This window comes from Leifsonia sp. YAF41 (assembly GCF_052113185.1).
GTDB lineage: Bacteria > Actinomycetota > Actinomycetes > Actinomycetales > Microbacteriaceae > Cryobacterium.
Window position 1 is genome coordinate 139199 of the sequence record NZ_JBFRCS010000002.1, and the last position, 20246, is coordinate 159444.

Annotated in this window: 19 protein-coding genes and 1 pseudogene; 10 read left to right on the forward strand and 10 right to left on the reverse strand. The window is 65.0% G+C overall.

Translation table 11 applies throughout. The features are described 5' to 3' along the window. Positions 1-14 precede the first annotated feature (14 nt). Positions 15-281: a hypothetical protein gene (locus AB4Y63_RS02420; protein ID WP_441789447.1), complete on the forward strand. Its 267-nt coding sequence runs from the start codon at positions 15-17 to the stop codon at positions 279-281. Positions 282-473: 192 nt separating this feature from the next. Here AB4Y63_RS02420 and AB4Y63_RS02425 read toward each other — a convergent pair whose 3' ends face one another. Continuing rightward, positions 474-986 carry a GNAT family N-acetyltransferase gene (locus AB4Y63_RS02425; RefSeq protein ID WP_441789448.1) on the reverse strand — a complete coding sequence of 171 codons (513 nt, stop codon included), beginning with the start codon at positions 984-986 and terminating at the stop codon, positions 474-476. Positions 987-1149: 163 nt separating this feature from the next. Next, the gene (locus AB4Y63_RS02430; protein ID WP_441789449.1) at positions 1150-2094 is read right to left on the reverse strand and encodes a LysR family transcriptional regulator; all 945 of its coding nucleotides are present in this window, start codon (positions 2092-2094) and stop codon (positions 1150-1152) included. Between the two features lie 173 nt (positions 2095-2267). Here AB4Y63_RS02430 and AB4Y63_RS02435 point away from each other — a divergent pair, with 173 nt between their 5' ends. The 4 genes from AB4Y63_RS02435 (at position 2268) to AB4Y63_RS02450 (ending at position 6699) form a co-directional block, all read left to right on the forward strand. Beyond that, positions 2268-3584: an MFS transporter gene (locus tag AB4Y63_RS02435; protein WP_441789450.1), complete on the forward strand. Its 1317-nt coding sequence runs from the start codon at positions 2268-2270 to the stop codon at positions 3582-3584. Between the two features lie 45 nt (positions 3585-3629). Then, a complete protein-coding gene (locus tag AB4Y63_RS02440) occupies positions 3630-5309 on the forward strand; it encodes an amidohydrolase (protein ID WP_441789451.1) in 1680 nt (559 codons plus the stop codon). Then, a complete protein-coding gene (locus AB4Y63_RS02445; protein ID WP_441789452.1) occupies positions 5306-6256 on the forward strand; it encodes a CobW family GTP-binding protein in 951 nt (316 codons plus the stop codon). Before AB4Y63_RS02440 ends, AB4Y63_RS02445 begins: the two co-directional genes overlap by 4 nt. 89 nt (positions 6257-6345) lie before the next feature. Then, complete coding sequence (locus tag AB4Y63_RS02450; RefSeq protein WP_441789453.1) at positions 6346-6699, forward strand: iron chaperone; 354 nt, start codon at positions 6346-6348, stop codon at positions 6697-6699. On the opposite strand, the gene AB4Y63_RS02455 is transcribed toward AB4Y63_RS02450, so the two are convergent. Together AB4Y63_RS02455 and AB4Y63_RS02460 are read right to left on the reverse strand one after the other, a co-directional pair. Continuing rightward, a complete protein-coding gene (locus AB4Y63_RS02455) occupies positions 6696-7979 on the reverse strand; it encodes an amidohydrolase family protein (protein ID WP_441789454.1) in 1284 nt (427 codons plus the stop codon). The genes AB4Y63_RS02450 and AB4Y63_RS02455 overlap by 4 nt on opposite strands. A gap of 47 nt (positions 7980-8026) precedes the next feature. Beyond that, positions 8027-8452 carry a GNAT family N-acetyltransferase gene (locus tag AB4Y63_RS02460; RefSeq protein ID WP_441789455.1) on the reverse strand — a complete coding sequence of 142 codons (426 nt, stop codon included), beginning with the start codon at positions 8450-8452 and terminating at the stop codon, positions 8027-8029. Between the two features lie 34 nt (positions 8453-8486). Between AB4Y63_RS02460 and AB4Y63_RS02465 the strand changes: the two genes are divergently transcribed. The 5 genes from AB4Y63_RS02465 to AB4Y63_RS02485 all read left to right on the forward strand — a co-directional run bounded on the left by AB4Y63_RS02465 (position 8487) and on the right by AB4Y63_RS02485 (position 13514). Next, on the forward strand, positions 8487-9479 hold the full coding sequence (locus tag AB4Y63_RS02465; RefSeq protein ID WP_441789456.1) for a DNA-methyltransferase: 993 nt from the start codon (positions 8487-8489) through the stop codon (positions 9477-9479). 128 nt (positions 9480-9607) lie between these two features. Continuing rightward, positions 9608-10588 (forward strand): sugar ABC transporter substrate-binding protein, encoded by a 981-nt coding sequence (locus AB4Y63_RS02470; RefSeq protein WP_441789457.1) that lies wholly within the window; start codon positions 9608-9610, stop codon positions 10586-10588. Then, complete coding sequence (locus AB4Y63_RS02475) at positions 10585-11622, forward strand: ABC transporter permease (protein WP_441789458.1); 1038 nt, start codon at positions 10585-10587, stop codon at positions 11620-11622. Before AB4Y63_RS02470 ends, AB4Y63_RS02475 begins: the two co-directional genes overlap by 4 nt. Beyond that, positions 11619-12473 carry an ATP-binding cassette domain-containing protein gene (locus tag AB4Y63_RS02480; protein ID WP_441789459.1) on the forward strand — a complete coding sequence of 285 codons (855 nt, stop codon included), beginning with the start codon at positions 11619-11621 and terminating at the stop codon, positions 12471-12473. The genes AB4Y63_RS02475 and AB4Y63_RS02480 overlap by 4 nt, the downstream gene beginning before the upstream one ends. Positions 12474-12593: 120 nt before the next feature. Then, complete coding sequence (locus tag AB4Y63_RS02485) at positions 12594-13514, forward strand: LLM class F420-dependent oxidoreductase (RefSeq protein WP_441789460.1); 921 nt, start codon at positions 12594-12596, stop codon at positions 13512-13514. Between the two features lie 171 nt (positions 13515-13685). Here the strand turns inward: AB4Y63_RS02485 and AB4Y63_RS02490 are convergent. The 6 genes and pseudogenes from AB4Y63_RS02490 to AB4Y63_RS02515 all read right to left on the reverse strand — a co-directional run bounded on the left by AB4Y63_RS02490 (position 13686) and on the right by AB4Y63_RS02515 (position 20235). Beyond that, positions 13686-14083, reverse strand: a pseudogene (locus tag AB4Y63_RS02490) (DUF7715 family protein). A gap of 226 nt (positions 14084-14309) precedes the next feature. Then, a complete protein-coding gene (locus AB4Y63_RS02495; RefSeq protein ID WP_441789636.1) occupies positions 14310-15284 on the reverse strand; it encodes a LacI family DNA-binding transcriptional regulator in 975 nt (324 codons plus the stop codon). A 98-nt stretch (positions 15285-15382) separates the two neighbouring features. Then, positions 15383-16828, reverse strand: a complete 1446-nt coding sequence (locus tag AB4Y63_RS02500) for a glycoside hydrolase family 1 protein (RefSeq protein ID WP_441789461.1) — start codon at positions 16826-16828, stop codon at positions 15383-15385. Then, complete coding sequence (locus AB4Y63_RS02505) at positions 16828-17694, reverse strand: carbohydrate ABC transporter permease (RefSeq protein ID WP_441789462.1); 867 nt, start codon at positions 17692-17694, stop codon at positions 16828-16830. The genes AB4Y63_RS02500 and AB4Y63_RS02505 overlap by 1 nt, the downstream gene beginning before the upstream one ends. Further along, on the reverse strand, positions 17691-18806 hold the full coding sequence (locus AB4Y63_RS02510) for a carbohydrate ABC transporter permease (RefSeq protein WP_441789463.1): 1116 nt from the start codon (positions 18804-18806) through the stop codon (positions 17691-17693). The genes AB4Y63_RS02505 and AB4Y63_RS02510 overlap by 4 nt, the downstream gene beginning before the upstream one ends. A 109-nt stretch (positions 18807-18915) precedes the next feature. Continuing rightward, positions 18916-20235, reverse strand: a complete 1320-nt coding sequence (locus AB4Y63_RS02515; RefSeq protein WP_441789464.1) for an ABC transporter substrate-binding protein — start codon at positions 20233-20235, stop codon at positions 18916-18918. Between the last annotated feature and the right edge of the window lie 11 nt (positions 20236-20246).

Below are 20246 nucleotides of genomic sequence, written 5' to 3' on the forward strand. Positions count from 1 at the left end.
GTTACGCTTGACCCATGAACTGGTGGTTTCTGATCGGAGTGGCCGGGGTGATCCTGCTCGGATACCTCGCGAACCGCCTCGGCTGGATCGACCTTTCCAATAAGAACACCCGCCCCGGCGGAGGCGGAAGCCTGCTCACCATCGGCGACGAGGTCTTCGCTCCGAGCCGTCACGAAGCGGCGATCGAGCTCGACCGGCAGAGCAGCCTGCCGGCGCCTGCGCCGGTCGCCGGCGACCGCGATCTCGGCATCTACGACGGACGTATCCGCATCGACCTCTGAGGCACCCACCTCGAGCAATTGACGCCCGGTCATCGGGCTTAATGTCGGGACAGTCATACGGGCAGCGTCGCAATCCGGTGTGGTCAGATCCGCGAGTTTTCTAGGGGGAGTGCCCCGTAGATGGCCCGCTTGCGGCGTCCGCTCACTCACTCATCTGCGGTACGCCGTACATCAGCAGGCACGATGCGCACGTCATTTGACTCGGTATTTGAAGCCTGTGTGCGACCCAGTGAAGCCCAGGCGCTCGTAGAACCGGTGCGCGTCGCGCCGTGCGACGTCGGATGTCAATTGCACAAGGCTCGAACCAAGTTCGCGCGCTGCGACATCCGTTACCCACCGCATCATGGCGCCGCCGATGCCGCTTGAACGTTGATCGCTCCTGACTCGTACCGCCTCCACCAGAAGGCGCGTTGATCCCCTCCTGGCCATTCCCGGGATGCGGGTCAGTTGCATTGTGCCGACCAAAGTGTCAGAGGCGTCGACGGTCACGATGAGGGCGTTCGCCGGGTCCGAGACAATTGCGAGGAGCGCCGCGAGGTACGCAGGTCGGTCGTGTGCATCGCCGACATCACCGCGTTTGGCACTGATCGGGTCGTCGGCCAACAACTGCATGAGGGCGTCGAGGTCCCTTTCGGTGGCATTGCGAAGCGTGACCGGGCCATTCCCTGTCGCGAGAGAAGCCGGCAGCGAGAGATCCTTGAGCATCTCACCAGTCTGACGCACACCGGAAAAGCGACGACCAACGGATGCCCGTACGCGGCCCGAAGAGCGCTTCGCTTACATCGCGCTCGGCTCCGCCGACCCGCATCCAGGTAGTCCAGCTACTGCTTCTGGCTTACAAGCTCGTTCGGCGGCGATCAGGCGCCCATTAACCCGTGCCGGCCGCCGACCGCGTGGAAGCGGCAAACTGCTCCACCACCGCGCCGATGACCTCGATCAGGCGTGCCGTTCGTGCCGGGGGCTGGTCCCAGGTCGCGGTCACCGCGCAGAGCCGAGACGGGGGGACGTCCTCCTCGATCCGTAGGGGGACCAGTCTTCGGCCGCAGTGCGTCTGGCCTGTCAGGTGTTCGTGGTGCAGCAGGGAGTACCCGAGTCCGGAGGCGACGTAGGAACGGATCACCTCGTAGTTCGGCGAGGTGTACTTGATGTTCGGCGCAATGTTCAACATTCGGAAGTAGCTCATGTAGCGCTTGAACGAATGCGGGATCGAGAGGAACGCTGCTGGTTCATCCGCCAGCTCATGCAGTGAGACGGACGTGCGCCCCGCCTGAACGAGCCGGTGGTCCTCGGCGACCACGACGTGGGGTGCGACGGTACGCAGCGCGGAGATCCCGAATTCCGGGGTCAGCTCGTCGGTATACATCAGTGCCACGTCGAGCTGCCTTCGGCGCAATGACTCGGGAAGCTCGTCCAGGTTCCCCTCGGTCATGGTGAGCGTGACCCCCGGCATGAGGCGCTCCGCCTCAAGCTGAATCGTGGGGGAGTAAAAGGGGGCAATCGGGGAGTAGATTCCCACGCTCAGTTCGCCCTTCAGCGGATCGTCGGTACCTCGGGCGATCGATCCCAAGCGACCGACCGAATCCAGCAGCGGCTCCACTGCCGACAACAGCCGGCGGCCCGCGAGCGTCGGCTCGACGCCCTTGCGCGGGATGCGCGCGAGCAACTGGACACGATACTGCCGCTCCAGGCGGGCGATCGCCGACGATAACGTCGGCTGGGTGACGCTCAATGCCTCCGCCGCGCGGGTCAGGCTGCCCAATCGGACCACCGTGCGAAAGTACTCCAACTGGACGATCGTTGCCTCATCGAGCACGGACGATTCTCCTTTGAATTGATTTTGACAATGCTAGAGCGAAAAAGCATTGATTCGACACGCCATACGGAATCGGCCCAGACTGCACAGCAAGATACTGAGATTCCTTGGAGGCTTTAGTGGGTCAATCACCCTCACCGCGTGGCGATACCCGGACAGCGCGGTCCGGATCGATGCAAAAGCGGGTTCTGGCAGGCGGTGCCGTCGGCCAGTTCATCGAGTTCTACGATTTCAGCTTGTACGGGCTCAGCGCCCTGATCCTGGCGACGCATTTCTTCCCTGCAGGATCGACGTTCACCGCGATGCTCGCCACCTTCGCCACCTTCGGTGTGGCCTTCCTGATCCGCCCGCTCGGAGGGTTGTTTTTCGGCTCCCTGGGCGACCGTATCGGCCGGCGGCCGGTTCTGTTCATCACTCTGATGGGCATCGGCCTGGCGACGGTTGGCATTGGCCTCCTGCCCTCGTACGCGGCCATCGGGTTTGCCGCACCGGTCCTGCTGGTGTTGTTCCGACTCATCCAGGGCTTTTCGGCCGGCGGGGAATCCGTTGGGGCGCCGGCGTTCGTGCTGGAGCACGCGCCCCTGGAACGACGCGGACTGTGGCTGTGCATCACCATTGCCGCCACTGCGCTTCCCGGCGTCTTCGCCGGCGGACTGATCCTGGGGCTGAACGTGGTGTTCGGCCCCGAAGGATATGAGGAGTGGGCCTGGCGCATTCCGTTCCTGCTGGCATTGCCGCTGTCGGTATTCGGGTTCTGGATCCGAAGCCGAACTGAGGAGTCGCCGGAATTCCAGAAGGTGCTCAAATCTGCCGCAGCCAAGGAATACAGCCCGATCCGGGAGGCGTTCCGCACCAACGGAGTGCGCATGGTCCAGGTGGCGCTTGTCTGTGGTCTGACGGCACTGTCGTTCTACTTCCTGGCCGGCTATTTCGTCTCCTTTCTGCAGACGGTCGGCGGCCTGAGCCGACCCCATTCGCTGGGACTCAACGCGGTGATCATGGCGATCATGGCACTGGCCACCCCGTTCGCCGGGCATCTCAGCGACAAGGTAGGACGCCGGCCGATGCTGCTGGTGGGCTCGGCCGGCGTGGTGATCCTGGTCATTCCCGCGTTCCTGCTGATCACCAGCGGCAACGTCTGGGTCGCGATGCTCGGCCAACTGGTTTACATCCTGCCGCTGCTGATCTACAGCGCCGGAAGCGCCACGATCTTCGTGGAAATCTTCCAGACCAAGACCCGGTTCACCTCCGCCGCCGTGAGCTACAACGTCGGCTACGCGTTGCTGGGTGGCACCGCCCCGTTGGTCGGCACGTGGCTGGTCGAAACAACCGGCTCGGCGATCTCTCCCGGCGTGTATCTGGCCATCTATGCCGCGATCGTGTTCCTCGTGGTTCGCTTCGGTGGTGTTCCGGAGACCCATCCGCTGCTGAGCAAGGTCAGCCCGCAAAAAGCAGAACTCGTCAGCCTGCAATCGAACCACGCATCCTGATTTCCCGCACCACGTTCAGAATCAACGAAAGGCCACTTGTCTTCCATGGAACCCACCATCGTCTACCCCGCCCGCATGATCCGCACAATGGACCCATCGCGACCGACCGCGGAGGCAATCGCGGTGCGCGGCGAACGGATCCGCGCGCTGGGCACCGTGAACGAACTCATGGCGTACCCGGATGCGGTTCGTGATGACCGCTATGCAGACGCTGTCTTGGTTCCGGGTTTCGTTGAATCCCACAGCCACGCAGGCTCGGGAAACATGTGGAATGACATCTACGTGGGATTGGTGGATCGCACCGATCCCGACGGAAAGCGCTGGTCCGGTTGCCGGACAATCGAAGATGTCCTCGCGCGGCTGATGGAAGCCGACCGTGAGTTGCAGGATCCCGGTGCCCCCTTATTGGCGTGGGGACTCGATCCCATCTACTTCCCGGGGAAAACGCTCTCGGCGAAAGAGCTGGACACGGTCTCGACCACTCGTCCCATCCTCGTCGCGCATACCAGTGGACATGCGAATTCGGTGAACTCCATGGTGCTGGATGCCAATGGAATCGATGCGAGTACAAACGTCATTGGCGTCGTGAAAGACGCGAGTGGCAGGCCGACGGGTGAACTGCAGGAAATGGTGGCCATGGCCCTGGTGGCCCCCCTGGCCGAAGGGCGGGGCATCATGGCGGTCAACCCCGCCGCGTTGCGCGCCCTGGCCCAAGACGGCGTGAACACGGGCACAACAACACTGACCGACCTGGGTTCGCAGGTGCTCATGGATGACGACGGAGTGGACCTTTACCATTCCGCGGTTGATGACGACTTTCCGGCTCGGCTCAACGTGTTCCACTTCGGCTTGGGTGTCGGGAAAGTGGCGTTGTCATTTGAGGATGCGGCGAAGCGGCTGGTGCACTTGCGTGGACTCTCCAACAGCAAATTGCGATTCGGCAATGTGAAGCTCATGCTGGATGGCACAGTCCAAGGCTTTACAGCGCGACTCCAGGAACCGGGCTATTACGGCGGACAGCCCAACGGGATTTGGGCTGTCAACCCGGAGGAGTACTACGAGGCGTTCGAAGCATTCCACCGTGCAGGCATCCTGATCCATGTTCACTGCAATGGTGACCAAGCAACCCAGTTGTTCATTGAGACGTTGGAAGCGATCCTCGCCGAGTACCCGAGGCCGGATCACCGCCATACGTGCACTCATTCACAGCTCACCACCAGCGCACAGTACCGCCGCCTGGCCGCGTTGGGTGCCTGCGCAAACATCTTTGCCAACCACATTTGGGCCTGGGGCGACCAACATATCGATCTCACGGTCGGCCCCGACCGGGCGGCACGAATGAATGCGGCGGCCACGGCGCTGCGTCATGGGGTTCCGATTTCATTGCACTCTGACACGCCCGTAACACCGTTGGGTCCACTGCGCACGGTGAAGCACGCTGCCACCCGGTTGACGGTCTCCGGGCGGGTCATGGGGGAACAGGAACGAATCAGTGCCCAGAACGCATTGGAAGCGGTTACCTTGGGAGGCGCGTACATGTTGAAGATGGATCATGAGATCGGGTCTCTTCAGGCGGGAAAATTCGCCGATATTGCGGTTCTGGCCGAGGACCCACTTGAGGTGCCAGACACCCTGATCGGTGACATCCATGTGTACGGCACTGTGGTCGGCGGCCGCCACCATGCCAGCAACGTTTCTGCACCGGTCAGGGCAAGCTCGCGGTGACTCCCCGTCTGGGTGTGATCGGCGGCTACCTGGGTTCGGGAAAGACGACCTTGGTCAATCGGCTGCTTTCCGGGGCCTTGCCGGGTCGCACAGCCGTGGTCGTCAATGACTTCGGCAGTGTGAATATTGACGCGGACCTCATCGTTTCGGCGCAAGGCGACACGATTGAGCTGAGCAATGGGTGCATTTGTTGCCAGCTCAGTGACGACGTGTCGCGCACCATGAAGGCGCTGGCTGAACGTGACGATCTGGACAATGTGATTTGCGAAGTTAGCGGGGTAGGTGACCCCGGTGAGCTGGCTGCCTGGCGAAGCTACCCGGGGTTCAGCCCTGGCCCTATTGTCGTCTGTGCTGATTCGACAGCCGTCGTGCGTTTGTCGCGCGATGAGTACGTGGCCGATACGGTTCGACGGCAGCTGGGGTCGGCAGAGTTCGTTCTCGTTACGAAGACGGACTTGGCAACCCCGGGAGATGTCGCCGCGACACGTGCCGCTTGTGAATCAGCTGCCCCACAAGCGGATGTGGTGCAGCAAGACACGCTGAACCCGCAACTCACCGCGGCTCGGATCTTTAATTCCGATGTGCGTCCCTCCACGGCACCCAATTCAGTGACGGCCGATGCACATACCGACGTCCATTCCACCTGCACGATTGCGGTGCCCGGCCCAGTCGATGTCGATTCACTGCATCGGGCCCTGTCGGCCCACTCAGAAAGGCTGGTTCGTGCCAAAGGCATTGTTCAAGATGCAGACCACCGATGGCATGAGGTGCATCTGGCGGCCGGTCGGGTTGAGGTCAGTGAACGAGCGCCGGGTGCGCCGGTGCCCGACTGCGCCCGATTAGTCTTGATCGCAGCGGGGGCCGATCGAACGGCTGCCTTGGAGAAAGCCCGGACCGAGTTGGCCGGTGTGGCGGGCGTCGTCCCAATGACGGTTCCCGGTAGATAGCGGCGACGGACGCATGCGCCTCGACCTCTGAGGCACCCGCGTCGCGTGACCGACGCGTTCGTGCGTGATGGCGGGCGTACGATCACATCATGGGTGCAGTCGGCGAGTATCTCAGCACGTTCGAGGGTGACGATCGCGCCGCGCTCGAACGGGTCTACGTGATCGCTCGCGCAATCGTGCCCGACGCCGAGGAAGGCACGAGCTACGGCATGGCCGCGCTCCTCTATCGGGGGAAGGGTCTCGTCGCCGCAGTGCGGACAAAGAACTTCCTGTCGCTCTACCCCTTCAGCGGATCGGTTGTGGCAGACAACCTCGACGCGCTGGCCGATTTCGAAACGACGAGCGGAAGTATCCACTTTTCTGCGGAACATCAACTCTCCGACATCGCCCTGCGACGCATCGTGCAGGCACGGCGAACCGAGATCGACGCAAAAACCCGTTAGATCGCGGTCGGCCGCCTCGGGTTGACGTGAGACCTGCGTTCGCGCACGGCCGCCACGACCTGGGCAACCTGGGCGTCGAAAGCGTCAAGCTGCAGAGCTTCGGCACCGCTCGCGACGAAGGCGCGGCGGTCGCACGCGCTGCCTGCGCGCCAGATCCGCTCAATCGCCCGCGTTGCGGTGATGTCGATCAACGGGTCACCGGATACGAGAACGAGGTCCGCGCGCTGCCCGACCGCGACACGTCCTCGGTCGGCGAGGCCGAACACTCGTGCCGGTTCGCTTGTGGCGGCGGCGAGAGCCTGCGCCGGGCTCAGACCGCACCGAACCAGCAGCTCCAATTCCCGGTGCAGGCTTGCTCCGAACACGGTCCCGGGGTTCGGAGCATCGGTACCCGCCAGCAGAGTAACTCCCGCCTCGGCCAGTCGCCGCACGTTGCCCTCGGCCCGTGAGTAGGGCGGCATCTTCCGGCCAAACAATCCAGCGGTACCTGAGTCACCCGAGGTCAACCGGCGTACCCAGGCGTCCCCGAGCGCCTCCGCGAGCCGCGGGTCGCCGACCACTGCCGCGCCACCCGGTTCGCCCAGGGTGTTCTCGATGGTGGCCAGCGTCGGACCGACCGCGATGCCGGCCGCGGCCATCCGTTCGACCAGAGCCGTGTCCAGCTCGACGTCCGCGGGGACGTGGGCCACCACGTCGACACCGGCCGACACGACCTCCTCGAGACCCGCCGCCGAGCTCACGTGCGCGACCACGACCAAGCCCCTGGCGTGCGCGGCGGTGACCAGCGCCGTGATGGTTTCGGAGTCCAGCGACGGCCAGAGACCCCCGGCGCCGGAGATGATTTTCAGATAGTCCGAGCCCTCCGCGATCCGTTCCGCGACGAACTGCTCGGCCTGGTCAGTGGCGGTCAACGTCGGGAACGGGGCGTACATCATCGACGGGTGCCCGTCCGGAGCGGTGGCACCGACACCAGAAGACCGCACATCGGCAACGTCCGCAGACGAGCCGGCCTGTTCTTTGGCCGCGGCCACCATGTCGGGTTTGCTGAACATGTCGAGAATGGTGGTCACGCCGAAGGTCAACGATTGGGCGAGGGCACCGGGAACGAGGTGCACGTGCGCGTCGATGAGACCGGGAAACACCGTGCCGCCGCCCGCGTCGATCACGTCGTCGCCTTCGCGGGCGGCCGAGGCTTTCGAACACTCGGTGATCAGGCCGTCGGCGAACCGGACCGACGTCCAGTCCCGCGACTTCGCTCCGTCGAACACCCTGGCGTTCACAATCGTCGTTGCAGCGGCCCGCCCGCGACCCTCCGATAAATGCACTCCTAGCGCCCGCGCGTCAGCAGATCGTGATACTCGGCGTGCTGGTGAATCCACTTGCGCACGTACGGGCACTGGGCAACGACCCGGAGGTCAGTGCGTTCCCGCACATCGTCAAGCGCGAACTCGACCAGGATGCTCGCCAAGCCTTCCTGGCGATAAGCCGGGTTGATCTCGGTGTGGGTGAACTTCACCTCGTGCCCGCTGATCGCGTAGTCGGTGAGCCCAACGTGCTCGCCATCACGCCAGATTGTGTAGCGGGCCAGCGCCGGCTCGTGCCGCACCTCGATGACCGGAGCTGGATCAGAGGCAGCGCCGGCCGCCGCTTCGGTCACGGGGCCAGCGCCCGGTTCGAGATGGGGGTCTCCCGCCGTATCGCCAAAGCCGGAGGAAGTTTGCACAGATGAGCCGTTCGCCGATGCGGGAATCATCGTTTCAGCCTACGGCTGCTGACAGAATGAGGGAATGCCAATCGCGTGGTCTCAGACCTCTCCCAGTTCTGTGTTTCACGCCGACAATTTGAGCGTGCTGCCCGAGCTGCCCGACGAGTCCTTCACACTGATTTACCTCGACCCGCCGTTCAACACCGGGCGCACCCAGAAACGCCAGTCGACGACATCCGTTCGGTCAAAACTCGAGGGCTCGGCCAGCGCGGTCGGCACCATCACCGGCTTCAAAGGCCAGCGCTATGAACGCATCAAGGGCGATCTGCTCGGCTACGACGACCAGTTCGAGGACTACTGGGCGTTTCTCGAACCCCGCCTGATCGAAGCCTGGCGCTTGCTCGCCGACGACGGCACCCTCTATCTACACCTCGACTACCGCGAAGCCCACTACGCGAAGGTGCTGCTCGACGCACTGTTCGGCCGCGACTGCTTTCTCAACGAGCTGATCTGGGCCTACGACTACGGCGCGAAATCGAAGAACCGCTGGCCGACGAAGCACGACACGATCCTCGTCTACGTGAAGAATCCGGCGAGCTACTACTTCGACTCGACCACCGTCGACCGCGAGCCCTATATGGCACCGGGTCTCGTCACGCCTGAAAAGGTGGCGCTCGGCAAGCTGCCGACGGATGTCTGGTGGCACACGATCGTGTCACCGACGGGCAAGGAGAAGACCGGGTATCCGACCCAGAAGCCGGTCGGCATCCTGCGGCGCATGATTCAGGCGTCGAGCCGTGAGGGCGACTGGGTGCTCGACTTCTTCGCCGGCAGCGGCACGACCGGCGCGGTGGCCGCGGCGCTCGGACGCAAGTTCGTGCTCGTCGACCAGAACCCGGAGTCGCTCGCTGTGATGCACGCCCGTTTCGCCGCGGTGCCCGACGTCGATTTTGTTGAGCCGCCGGCCGCGCCCAAGGCGCGCAAGGCGGCCAAGCCCACGGTGCCGAAGCCGACGGCACCGAAGCCCACTGCCGCGAAAGCCAAATCGCCGAAGCAGCCGTCCAACACAAACTGACCCAATTTTGTTCCCGGCGGAATGTAACTGATGCCCGCCGAGTTCATGACTGGGGCGGCGCACTCGCACAATTGCTCTGCGAGTGCGTTTTCAGCGCCGATCACAGCTACCCACCTAAGGACTCACAGATGAAACACACCAAACGCTGGCTGGCTGCGCTCGCCGTCGTTCCGTTCGCTCTCGCTGTCGCGGGATGCACGGCCCCGAACAGCAACGTCGAGACGTCGAAGACGACGTCGGCATCCGGCGACAAGATCACGATCGCCCTGGTCACGCACGGCAATGCCGGCGATGCGTTCTGGGATGTCGTCAAGAGCGGCGCCGAGCAGGCCGGCAAAGATCAGGGCGTCACCATCACCTATCAGAGCGACGGTGACCCGGTGAAGCAGAGCCAGCTCATCGACGCCGCCGTCGCCACCAAGCCCGACGGACTGATCGTGTCGATGGCGAACCCGGCCGGCGTCAAGGGCGCGGTCGAGGCCGCCGTCGCCGCGGGCATCCCTGTCATCACGATCAACTCGGGGCTCGAGGAGTCGAAGGCGTTCGGCGCCGAGACCCACGTCGGGCAGAGTGAGCTCATCGCTGGTGAGCGATCGGGTGAGCAGCTGGCCAAGGCCGGCGTGAAGAACGTGATCTGCGTCATCCACGAGGCAGGCAACGCCGGTCTCGAAGACCGCTGTGCCGGTGCGAAAAGCACGCTTGGCGGCACCGTGAACAACGTGCAGGTCGACATTGCCAACCTGGCGGATGCCCAGAACACCATCACGAGCAAGCTGCTGGCCGACCCGTCGATCGACGGCATTTTGACGCTCAACAGCGGCGTCGCGGTGGCGGCAAGTCAGGCGCTGACCGAGGCGAACAGCACCGCGAAGCTGGCGACGTTCGACGTGTCAGCCGACGTCACGAAGCTCATCCAGGACGACAAAATCCTGTTCGCGGTCGACCAGCAGCCGTACTCGCAGGGATACCTGCCGGTCGTTCTGCTCACCCTGCAGAAGCGCAACGGCGACGTGGTCGGCGGCGGACAGCCGATCTACTCCGGCCCCGGTTTCGTCACCAAAGACAACGCCGCCGAGGTCGAGAAGTTTGCGAGGAACGGCACCCGATGACCCTCGCTGCACGCGCGGCGACCGATGAGCGGGTCGCGAGGGCTCACCCTGCCCTCGCGCTGTTGCGCCGACCCGAGGTCGGCGCAGCCGTCGCCGCGCTTGCAGTCTTCGTTTTCTTCTCGGTCTCGACCGAGGCGTTTCTGACCCCGGCGGGCGTGTCGACCTGGCTGTACTCGGCCTCCCTGTTCGGCATCATGGCCGTCGCCGTCGCCCTGCTCATGATCGGCGGCGAATTCGACCTCTCCGCCGGTGCCATGACGGGTACCACCGGCCTGATCGTCGGCGTGATCACAACCGAGTGGGGAATGAACATCTGGCTGGCGATGCTCATCGCCTTGGTCGCTGCGCTCTCGATCGGCGCCGCAAACGCCTACGTCGTGATGAAGACCGGCGTGCCGAGTTTCATTGTGACGCTGGCAACCTTCTTCATCCTGCAGGGCGTCAACCTCGCCGTCACCAAACTGATCACCGGCACCGTCGCGATTCAGGGCATGAGCGAGGTCGCTGGTTTCGAGCAGGTCAAGGTCTTCTTCGGCTCCTCCTTCCCCTTCCTCGGGATGAACGTGAAGGTCTCGATCGTGTGGTGGATCGCGGTGACCCTGATCGCCACGTGGGTGCTCCTGCGCACCCGCTCCGGAAATTGGATTTTCGCCGTCGGCGGTCAGGTGACCAGCTCTCGCCAGGTCGGCCTGCCGGTGATGAAGGTCAAGCTCGGCCTGTTCATGACCACGGCCGGTGCCGGCTGGCTCGTTGGAATGCTGCAACTCTTCGACGTGTCGACCGTGCAGGCGACGACCGGCATCGGCCAGGAGTTCATCTACATCATCTGTGCGGTGGTCGGCGGATGCCTGCTCACCGGCGGGTACGGATCGGCCGTCGGCGCCGCGCTCGGCGCGTTGATCTACGGGATGACGTTGCAGGGCATCGTCTTCGCCCAGTGGGACAACAACTGGCTGAAGGCCTTTCTCGGCGTGATGCTGCTGCTGGCCGTGCTGGTCAACCGGTCGGTGCGCAGGCAGGCGGGAATCCGATGATGGCCCACGACGACGCATCCGTCGCCCCACCCATTCTTGAGGTGCGCGACCTCGGGAAGAGCTACGGAGCATTCCGCGCGCTGCACGGCGTCTCGACCTCGGTCGGCGCCGGCGAGGTGCTTTGCGTGCTCGGCGACAATGGCGCCGGCAAGTCCACATTCATCAAGATCCTCTCCGGCGCGCACCGGCATTCCGAAGGGGAGTTGCTCGCCAACGGCGTTCCGCGCAGCTTCACCAGCCCCCGCGATGCTCTGGATCTCGGAATCGCGACGGTCTACCAAGACCTTGCCGTCGTTCCGTTGATGCCCGTCTGGCGCAACTTCTTTCTTGGCGCCGAGCTCACCCGCGGCGTCGGGCCGTTCCGGCGCCTCGCCGTGCAGGACATGCGTGCAATCACGCAGCAGCAGCTCGCCACGATGGGCATCGACCTGGCGGATGTCGACCAACCGATCGGCACGCTGTCCGGCGGCGAGCGGCAGTCGGTCGCCATCGCGCGCGCCATCTACTTCGGGGCAAAGGTCGTCATCCTCGACGAGCCGACGTCGTCGCTCGGCGTGAAACAGGCCGGCGTCGTGCTCAAGTACATCGCCCACGCGCGCGATCGCGGCCTCGGAGTGGTGTTCATCACCCACAACCCGCACCACGCCTACCTGGTCGCCGACCGTTTTCTGCTGCTCAAACGCGGCGCGAGCCTCGGCAACTTCGCCCGGCGCGAGATCACGATCGACGAGATGACCCGGCTGATGGCCGGCGGCGCCGAGCTTGAGGCCTTGGCCCACGAGATGGAGCGGGCGGAGCAGCCGCAGCACCCGGAGCATCCGGACCACCCCGAGCACCCTCGCCGAGCTTGACACTTCCGGTCGAGTTTGTCCGGCACACCGGGGTACCTCGACCGCAATGGTCAAACTCGGCGAGAAGCGTGAGTCGAACCCGCTCGTCAGCGGTCCCACCGAAACTGAAAGACTGAACCCATGAGATTCCGCATTTTCACCGAGCCGCAGCAGGGTGCCAGCTACGACGACATCCTCGCCGTTGCGCAGGCCACAGAGAAACTCGGCTTCGACGCCTTCTTCCGCTCCGACCACTACCTCTCGATGGGCGGCGACGGCTACCCCGGCCCGACGGATGCGTGGACCACGCTGGCCGGCCTGGCCCGCGAAACCGAGCGCATCCGCCTCGGCACCCTCGTATCGTCGGTGACCTACCGGCCGCCCGGAATTCTCGCGATCCAGGTCGCCCAGGTCGACCAGATGTCGGGCGGGCGCGTGGAGCTCGGCCTCGGAACCGGCTGGTTCGCTGAGGAGCACGCGGCCTACGGAATCCCGTTTCCGGCCAAGCGCTTCGGCATGCTCGAGGAGCAGCTCGAAATCGTGACCGGACTCTGGGAGACCCCGCTCGGCGACCGCTACAGCTTCGCCGGCGAGCACTACGAACTCGTCGACTCCCCGGCCCTGCCGAAGCCCGTGCAAGACCGCATCCCGGTGATCGTCGGTGGTGGCGGCGCCACACGCACCCCGGCCATGGCCGCCCGTTTCGCCACCGAGTTCAACCTGCCGTTCCCCGAATTCGCGGATGTCCCGGCCAAGTTCGCCGGCGTGCGCGCGGCTTGTGAGGCCATCGGTCGCAACCCCGACGAGCTGGTCTATTCAGCGGCATTCGTCGCAGCGGGAGGCGCGACCGAGGCCGACGTCGTTCGTCGTGCCGCCGCGATCGGGCGCGAGCCGGCCGAGCTCCGCGAGCACGGCCTGGCCGGCACCACCGCGGAGATCGTCGACCGAATCGGCGCGCTCGAGGCCGACGGTGTGGAGTGCGTCTACCTGCAGATGCTCGACCTCAGCGACCTCGATCACCTCGACTACTTCGCGCGCGAGGTCGTGCCGCAGCTCGCCTAGGCGAGTCGCCCCTTGCGTCGCAGCGTGTGAGGGGTCGTAAATCGACATTCGTCGACGGAACGAAGGTCGATTTGCGCCCCCTCACGACCAATGGACGCGAGCGAGGAGTGTCGCCATCCGTCGCCGAGTTGGCGCGAACGACACGAACGGCTTGGAGCGAGTAGGGATCGCTCACGGAACGGTGACGGCCATCCGGCGGACGCCGATGAACTCGAACGAACGCTCCAGAATGGCGCCGACCGGCCAGCCTTCGACGAGTGCCAGAAGGTCTTTCGCGAGCTCGGCGGCTTCTGATGGATCCATCCGCCAGCCTCGAGACTTGCTTCGAGCGCGGAGACGTAGTCCGCGACAGTCAACCCGGGGATCTCGGCAATTCGAACAGTGGTGGTCGCGCGATGGGAACTGAGCCCAGCGAACCCGCGCGAGCAGCCGCATCCGACTTCACCCGGCCCCGCCCGTCGGTCCCGACCGCACGGCTCCTGAATCTCGATCAACTCGCCCTCGATAGCGAAGTGGTAGTCGGTCGTGCGTTCCCCTTGCGACTCGGATGTCGCGACAATGACTTTCATCTCGATTCCTCCTTGGCTTGGATGCCTCTGGAATCGTTGTACGCCCGGCCGCCGACATGCTCCTGCCGCCGCGTGTGAAGGGTCGTAAATCGACCTTCGATGGCCCCACGAAGGTCGATTTGCGACCCCTCAGGAGGAGGAGGAGGAGGAGGAGGAGGAGGAGGAGGAGGAGGAGGAGGAGGAGGAGGAGGAAGGAAGCGAGGTGGGAAGCGAAAAGGATGCGCCCCTACGCCGAGTCGCGCTCCACGAGTTCAGTCGCCAAGCGCGTCACCCGTTCCACCGGCGTGCCCTCGATCAGCTTGACGAGCACCTCGGCGATCGTCGTACCCATCTCAACCGCGGGCTGGTGCACCGTCGTCAACGCCGGAGTGGCCGTCGCGCCGAAATAGTCATCGTCGAAGCCGACCACCGCGATGTCGTCGGGGATGCTCAGCCCGCGTTCGCGGATTGCCGCATACGCCCCGGCCGCCATCTGGTCGTTCGCCGCAAACAGCGCGTCGATCGGCGCCCCACGGTCGAGTAGGCGACGCATCGCGGCAGTGCCGGATTCGGGGGAGAAGTCGCCCACCTCGACCAGAGAGTCATCGAGGCCGGCGGCCAGAACCGAATCGCGCCATCCGGCCAGCCGGTCGACACCCGGCGTCATATCCTGCGGGCCGGCAATCATGGCGATGTTGCGCCGCCCCAGCCCGATCAGGTGCCGGGTCGCGGTCGCCGCGCCCGCCGCATTGTCGACATCGACGTAGTAGCTGTCGTCGGCCCCGGTCAGCGGTCGTCCACCGAACACGATCGGCAGGGCCTGGCCGAGATGCGCATAGGAGTGGTCGCCGCTGTGATGCGAGACCACGATCGCCCCGTCGACGTTGCCGCCCAGCAGGTAGCGCCGCGTTTTCTCCGAGCGCGCCTCGGAGGCGATGATCATGTTCAGGGTGAAATCGGTCTCGGCCAGACTGAGCGCGATGCCCTGCACCACCGACGCGAAGAATGGGTCGGCGAAGACCCTGGCCGTCGACTCCGGCACCACGAGCGCTACGGCCTGGCTGCGCCGGCTGACCAGCGACCGGGCGGCACGGTTCGGCACATAGTTGAGCGTCGCGATCGCCTCGTTCACGGCCGTGCGGATGTCTGGCGTCACCTTGGGCGACGCGTTGACGACGCGGGACACGGTCGCGCGGGAAACTCCGGCCAGAGCCGCGACCATTTCCAAGGTGGGAACCGACCGGTTCCGGCCCGAGCCTGTCTCCACGAGTGTCTCCGTCACGAGGTAGCGGTCAGATATCTTTCCCTCAGAGTACGGGGTCAGAGGGCGGGCACGACCTCAGCCGAACGAACCGATCTGATCAGCGCCGCATAGTCGAGGCCGCTGTCTTTGATCGTGCGTTCGAAGGTCGACTCGTCGACCCGGATGATGCCGAATCGCTTGCCATACCCCCACGACCATTCGAAGTTGTCGAGCAGCGACCAGACGAAGTACCCGCGCACGTCGGCGCCGGCCTCGATCGCCTGCCCGATCGCCGCAACATGATCCTGAATGTAGCGACTGCGTTCCGGATCATGCACCTGGCCGTCGGCACTCGGCTCATCGTCAAACGCCGCGCCGTTTTCGGTCACGTAGAGCGGGGGAAGCGTGGGGTACTCCGCGGTGAGTCGCACGAGCAGGTGGCGCAGCCCATCGGGATTGACCTCCCAGTCCATCGCCGTGCGCGGCAGCCCCCGGGTCGGGAAGGTGAGGTCCTCGGCCCCGATCCAGGGCGACGCGGTCGCGCGTTCGGCCCCTCCTGAGTGCCCGTCGGCGCTTCCGCCGGCATCCGGAGAGACCGGATGCCCGCTCACCGAATCATCGTGATAGTGGTTCACCCCGAGAAAGTCGATCGGCGCCGAGATGATCTCCAGGTCGCCGGATTCAATCACCTCGCTGAGCCCGAACGGTTCGAGATCGCGCAGGGTGTCGGCCGGGTAGGAGCCCAGCAGGATCGGCTCGAGGAAGATCCGGTTCTGCAGCGAATCGAAGCGGCGGGCCGCCTCGAGGTCGACGGGATCGCTCGGGTCGCGCGGGATCGCCGTGCTGAGGTTGAGGGTGATGCCGAGGTTCTCGGCACCGAGCTCGCGGAGCGCGGTGACGGCGAGACCGTGGGCCAGATGCTGGTGATGCACCGCGGCGAGGGCGGCGCGCGGATCCTGGCGGCCCGGTGCGTGCACACCGGAGGCGTAGCCGAGCAGCGAGGAGCAGAACGGCTCATTGAAGGTGGTCCAGTGGGCGACCCGGTCGCCGAGCGCGGCGTAGACATCCGTCGCGTACTCGACGAAGCGAGAGGCGGTGTCCCGGTTGGCCCAGCCGCCCTTCTCCTCGAGCGCCTGCGGCAGATCCCAGTGGTAGAGCGTCAGCCAGGGCAGGATGCCGGCGCCCAGCAGCTCGTCGACGAGGCGGGAGTAGAAGTCGAGTCCGAGCGGGTTGACCGCCCGGTCGCCGGGGCGCACGCGCGCCCAGCTCGTCGAGAACCGGTAAGAGTCGAGACCGAGTTCGCTCATCAGCCGCACGTCGCCGGGCATCCGATGGTAGTGATCGACGCCCTTCTCGAGCGTGTCGCCGTTGGCGATCGCGCCGGGAACGCGGGCGAAGGCATCCCAGACCGAGTCTTCTTTGCCGTCTTCGCGTCCGGCGCCCTCCACCTGGGCCGCGGCGGTCGCCGACCCCCAGATGAATCCGGGCGGCCAGCTCATTGAGTTCAGATTCGTCGCTGTCATTAGCCCTTCACCGCTCCTTGCATGATGCCCGAGATGAGTTGTTTGCCCGCAATGATGAAGAGAATGAGAAGCGGGATCGTGGCGAGGATCGCACCGGTCAGCACGACGGAGAAATCGACGTAGCGCGCCGACTGCAACTGCGAGAGCGCCGTCTGCAGGGTCGGATTCGAGGAATTCAGCACCAGTAACGGCCACAGGAAGTCGGTCCAGGCCATCATAAAGGTGAACAAGCCGAGGATGGCCATGGCCGGCCGGGCCGCCGGAAGCGCCACGTGCCAGAAGGTGCCGATCATGCTCGCGCCGTCGACGCGGGCGGCCTCGATGAGCTCGTCGGGGATGACATCCACCAGATACTGACGCATGAAGAAGACGCCGAACGCCGTCACCAGGGTGGGCACGATGACCGCGCCGATCTCCCCGGTCCAGCCCCACTGCCGCATGAGCATGAAGAGGGGGATGATGCCGAGCTGGGTCGGGATGGCCATGGTCGCGACGACGCCGACCATCAGCACGGTGTTGCCGCGAAAGCGCAGCTTCGCGAAGGAGTAGCCGGCCAAGGTCGAAAAGAACACGACCGAGACGGTGATGATGCTCGAGATAATGATGCTGTTGCCGACGGCCAGCCAGAACGGAACGCTGTCGAGCACCTCGCCGACATTGATCCAGAAGCGGCCTCCCGGCAGCAGCGGCGGCCAGGTCTCGCCGCGCGCCGAGTTCTCGCTGGAGCCCATCACGAACGACCACCAGAGCGGATACGCCGAGGAGAGCAGCACCGCGATGAGCAGGCCGTAGACCAGGAAGCCGGGGCGGCGGTCGATTCCCATCGCTCGGCGCCGTCGACGCAGGGGGGAGGGGGCCGTGGTCATGATCGGTTCTCCTGTCCGGTCGGGGGCGTGGCTTCGAGAGCGGTGGCCGTGGCCGTGATCGGCGCGGCCCCGGCTGCGGACTCGGCCGTGCGCATCCGTTCGAGCTTGCGTCGGGACCGGCGTCGGGAGTTGCGCACTTCGGCCGAGGCGATCCGCCGGGAGAGCAAGAAGTTGAGCGCGCCGATCACGACGATGATCAAGAACAGCAGCCAGGCGATCGCCGAAGCTTCGCCGAAGTTCTGCCTGAAGAAGGCCATTTCCCAGAGGTAGAGCACCGTGGTCTGAAACTGACGGGCGCTGCCGCCGGCCGTGATCGGGTCGAACAGGCGGGGCTCGGTGAAGATCTGCAGGCCGCCGATCGTGGCGGTGATGATCACGAAGATCATGGTCGGGCGGATGCTCGGCAGCGTCATGCTGAAGAAGCGGCGGATGGAGCCGGCGCCGTCGAGCGCCGCCGACTCGTGGATGTCGCGCGGCACCGCCTGCATGGCGGCCAGCAGAATGAGCGCGTTGTAGCCGGTCCAGCGCCAGTTGACCATCGTCGCGATCGCGATGTGGCTCGGCAGCGTCTCGGTTTTCCACATCACGGGATCGAGTCCGACGGCGCCCAGAATGTTGTTGATCAGCCCGTACTGCTCGTTGAACATGTTCGTAAAAATCAGCGACACGGCGACCGGCGTGACGATGTAGGGCAGCAGCACGCTCATGCGCCAGAACGTCTTGGCGCGCAGGTTCTGGTCGAGAACGGCGGCGATCACGGTGGCCATGACGAGCTGCGGGATGCTCGACAGCAGAAAGATACTGAAGGTGTTGAACAGCGAGTTCCAGAAGAACCGGTCCTGCAGCACGGCGGCGAAGTTGTCGAGGCCGACGAACGGGCCCTGGCCCTTCAGCAGATCCCAGTCATAGAGCGAGACCACGAAGGTGTAGATGAGCGGGAACAGGCCGATCAGCCCGAACAGCACGAAGAACGGTGCGATGTACAGGTAGGGCGAGGCCTTGACGTCGAGGCGACTCAGTCGTTGACGCCGTTCCGAGCGCACGGGCCGGGCCGTCGCCTCGGGCAGGGGTGGCGCCTCACGGATGTCCGGGGGGCTGAGGGTGACAGACATGGGGCTTCCTTCATTCGTCTGTGCGGCGATCGGGAGAGTTGCAACCCCGCGAGGGTGATCGGCGGGGCGGATGCCGGTGGCCGGGTCAGTAGACCCGGCCACCGAGTTGTTACTGGCCGACGAGCTCGTCGGTCAGGGCGAGTGCTTCGGCCCACCCGGTTTCGGCGTTGAGCTCGCCCGATTCGACGCGGTCGAGCACGGCCTGGAACACGTTCTCCTGAATCACCGAGTCATCCGGACCCTTGAACTGGGCGACGACTCCCTGAGCGCGGGAGGCGAGGATGGCGCCAACCGGGGCTCCCTGGAAGAACTCATTCGGAGTGGCCTCGTCGGCCAGCGTGGTCTGAGCGTCAGTCGTGCTCGGGAAGGTGCCGGCTGCCTCGAACTGCGCAACCTGCTGCTCCGGTTCGGTCAGCCAAGCCGAGAGCTCGGCTGCTTCCTTCTGGTGCTTCGACGTGGTCGGAACGGTCAAGAACGCACCGCCCCAGTTAGAGGCTCCGCCGGGGTTGACGTCGGCGAAGTCCCAGCCGGTTGAGGCGTCGCCGCCGCCGGATTCCGTGTTGCCCTGCACAACGCCGAGCATCCAGCCGGGGCAGACGAAGGTGGCGAAGCTGCCGTCAACGAAGCCCTTGCCGCCGCCCCAGTCCCAGCGGGCCTGCTTGGCTGAGAGGCCGTCGGCGATGCTCTGGGTGATCCAGCCCCAACGCTCTTCGAGCTCGGGGTTGCCCGCGACATTGAGTTCGCCGTCGGCGGTGTAGTAGCCCTCGTCGAGCTGGTTCACCATTGAGTTCCAGACGAAGGCCGACTGGTCGTACCAGGCCTTGCCCGTCTTGGCTTTGTACTCGTTGCCGAGCTTGAAGTACTGGTCCCAGGTGGCGTCGGCGCCGCCGAACAGTTCGGCGACCGCTTCGCGGTCCTTCGGCAGGCCCGCTGCTTCGAAGAGTGCACCGTTGTAGCAGAGACCCTGGGGGCCGATGTCGGTGCCGTAGCCGATGAGGCGGCCATTGGCATCCGTGCCTTGAGCCAGCTTCCAGTCGACCCAGCGGCTGCTGATGTCTTTGCCGCCGAAGTCATTGAGGTCGACGAACTGGTCGGAGACCTCCATCACCGAGCCGAGCCAGCCTTCTTCGACGGCGACGACATCGGTGAGGCCGGAGCCGGCCGCGAGCTTGGTGAACATATCGGTGCGGGCGTTTCCGCCGGTATCGATGTTCGTGGCCTTGATTGTGATGCCGGGGTGTTCGGCCTCATAGGTCTTATAGAGGTCGTCGTAGCCGAACGTGCCGAACGTGGTCACGGTGAGCTCGATCGGGTTGTCCGAGCTGGCGGGTTCGTCGCCTGTGGATGCCGTACATCCGCTGGCGATGAGGGCGAATGCTGCTGCACCGGCAACGGCTGCAACGGCCTGTGTGCGTCGTGAAAGCTTCACGGTCACTCCTT

Bases quoted from the DNA above. Each gene is read 5' to 3' on its own strand.
- AB4Y63_RS02420 (WP_441789447.1), top strand. From the start codon at position 15: ATGAACTGGTGGTTTCTGATCGGAGTGGCCGGGGTGATCCTGCTCGGA.
- AB4Y63_RS02425 (WP_441789448.1), bottom strand. From the start codon at position 986: ATGCTCAAGGATCTCTCGCTGCCGGCTTCTCTCGCGACAGGGAATGGC.
- AB4Y63_RS02435 (WP_441789450.1), top strand. From the start codon at position 2,268: ATGCAAAAGCGGGTTCTGGCAGGCGGTGCCGTCGGCCAGTTCATCGAG.
- AB4Y63_RS02440 (WP_441789451.1), top strand. From the start codon at position 3,630: ATGGAACCCACCATCGTCTACCCCGCCCGCATGATCCGCACAATGGAC.
- AB4Y63_RS02450 (WP_441789453.1), top strand. From the start codon at position 6,346: ATGGGTGCAGTCGGCGAGTATCTCAGCACGTTCGAGGGTGACGATCGC.
- AB4Y63_RS02460 (WP_441789455.1), bottom strand. From the start codon at position 8,452: ATGATTCCCGCATCGGCGAACGGCTCATCTGTGCAAACTTCCTCCGGC.
- AB4Y63_RS02465 (WP_441789456.1), top strand. From the start codon at position 8,487: ATGCCAATCGCGTGGTCTCAGACCTCTCCCAGTTCTGTGTTTCACGCC.
- AB4Y63_RS02470 (WP_441789457.1), top strand. From the start codon at position 9,608: ATGAAACACACCAAACGCTGGCTGGCTGCGCTCGCCGTCGTTCCGTTC.
- AB4Y63_RS02475 (WP_441789458.1), top strand. From the start codon at position 10,585: ATGACCCTCGCTGCACGCGCGGCGACCGATGAGCGGGTCGCGAGGGCT.
- AB4Y63_RS02480 (WP_441789459.1), top strand. From the start codon at position 11,619: ATGATGGCCCACGACGACGCATCCGTCGCCCCACCCATTCTTGAGGTG.
- AB4Y63_RS02485 (WP_441789460.1), top strand. From the start codon at position 12,594: ATGAGATTCCGCATTTTCACCGAGCCGCAGCAGGGTGCCAGCTACGAC.
- AB4Y63_RS02495 (WP_441789636.1), bottom strand. From the start codon at position 15,284: ATGGTCGCGGCTCTGGCCGGAGTTTCCCGCGCGACCGTGTCCCGCGTC.
- AB4Y63_RS02500 (WP_441789461.1), bottom strand. From the start codon at position 16,828: ATGACAGCGACGAATCTGAACTCAATGAGCTGGCCGCCCGGATTCATC.
- AB4Y63_RS02505 (WP_441789462.1), bottom strand. From the start codon at position 17,694: ATGACCACGGCCCCCTCCCCCCTGCGTCGACGGCGCCGAGCGATGGGA.
- AB4Y63_RS02510 (WP_441789463.1), bottom strand. From the start codon at position 18,806: ATGTCTGTCACCCTCAGCCCCCCGGACATCCGTGAGGCGCCACCCCTG.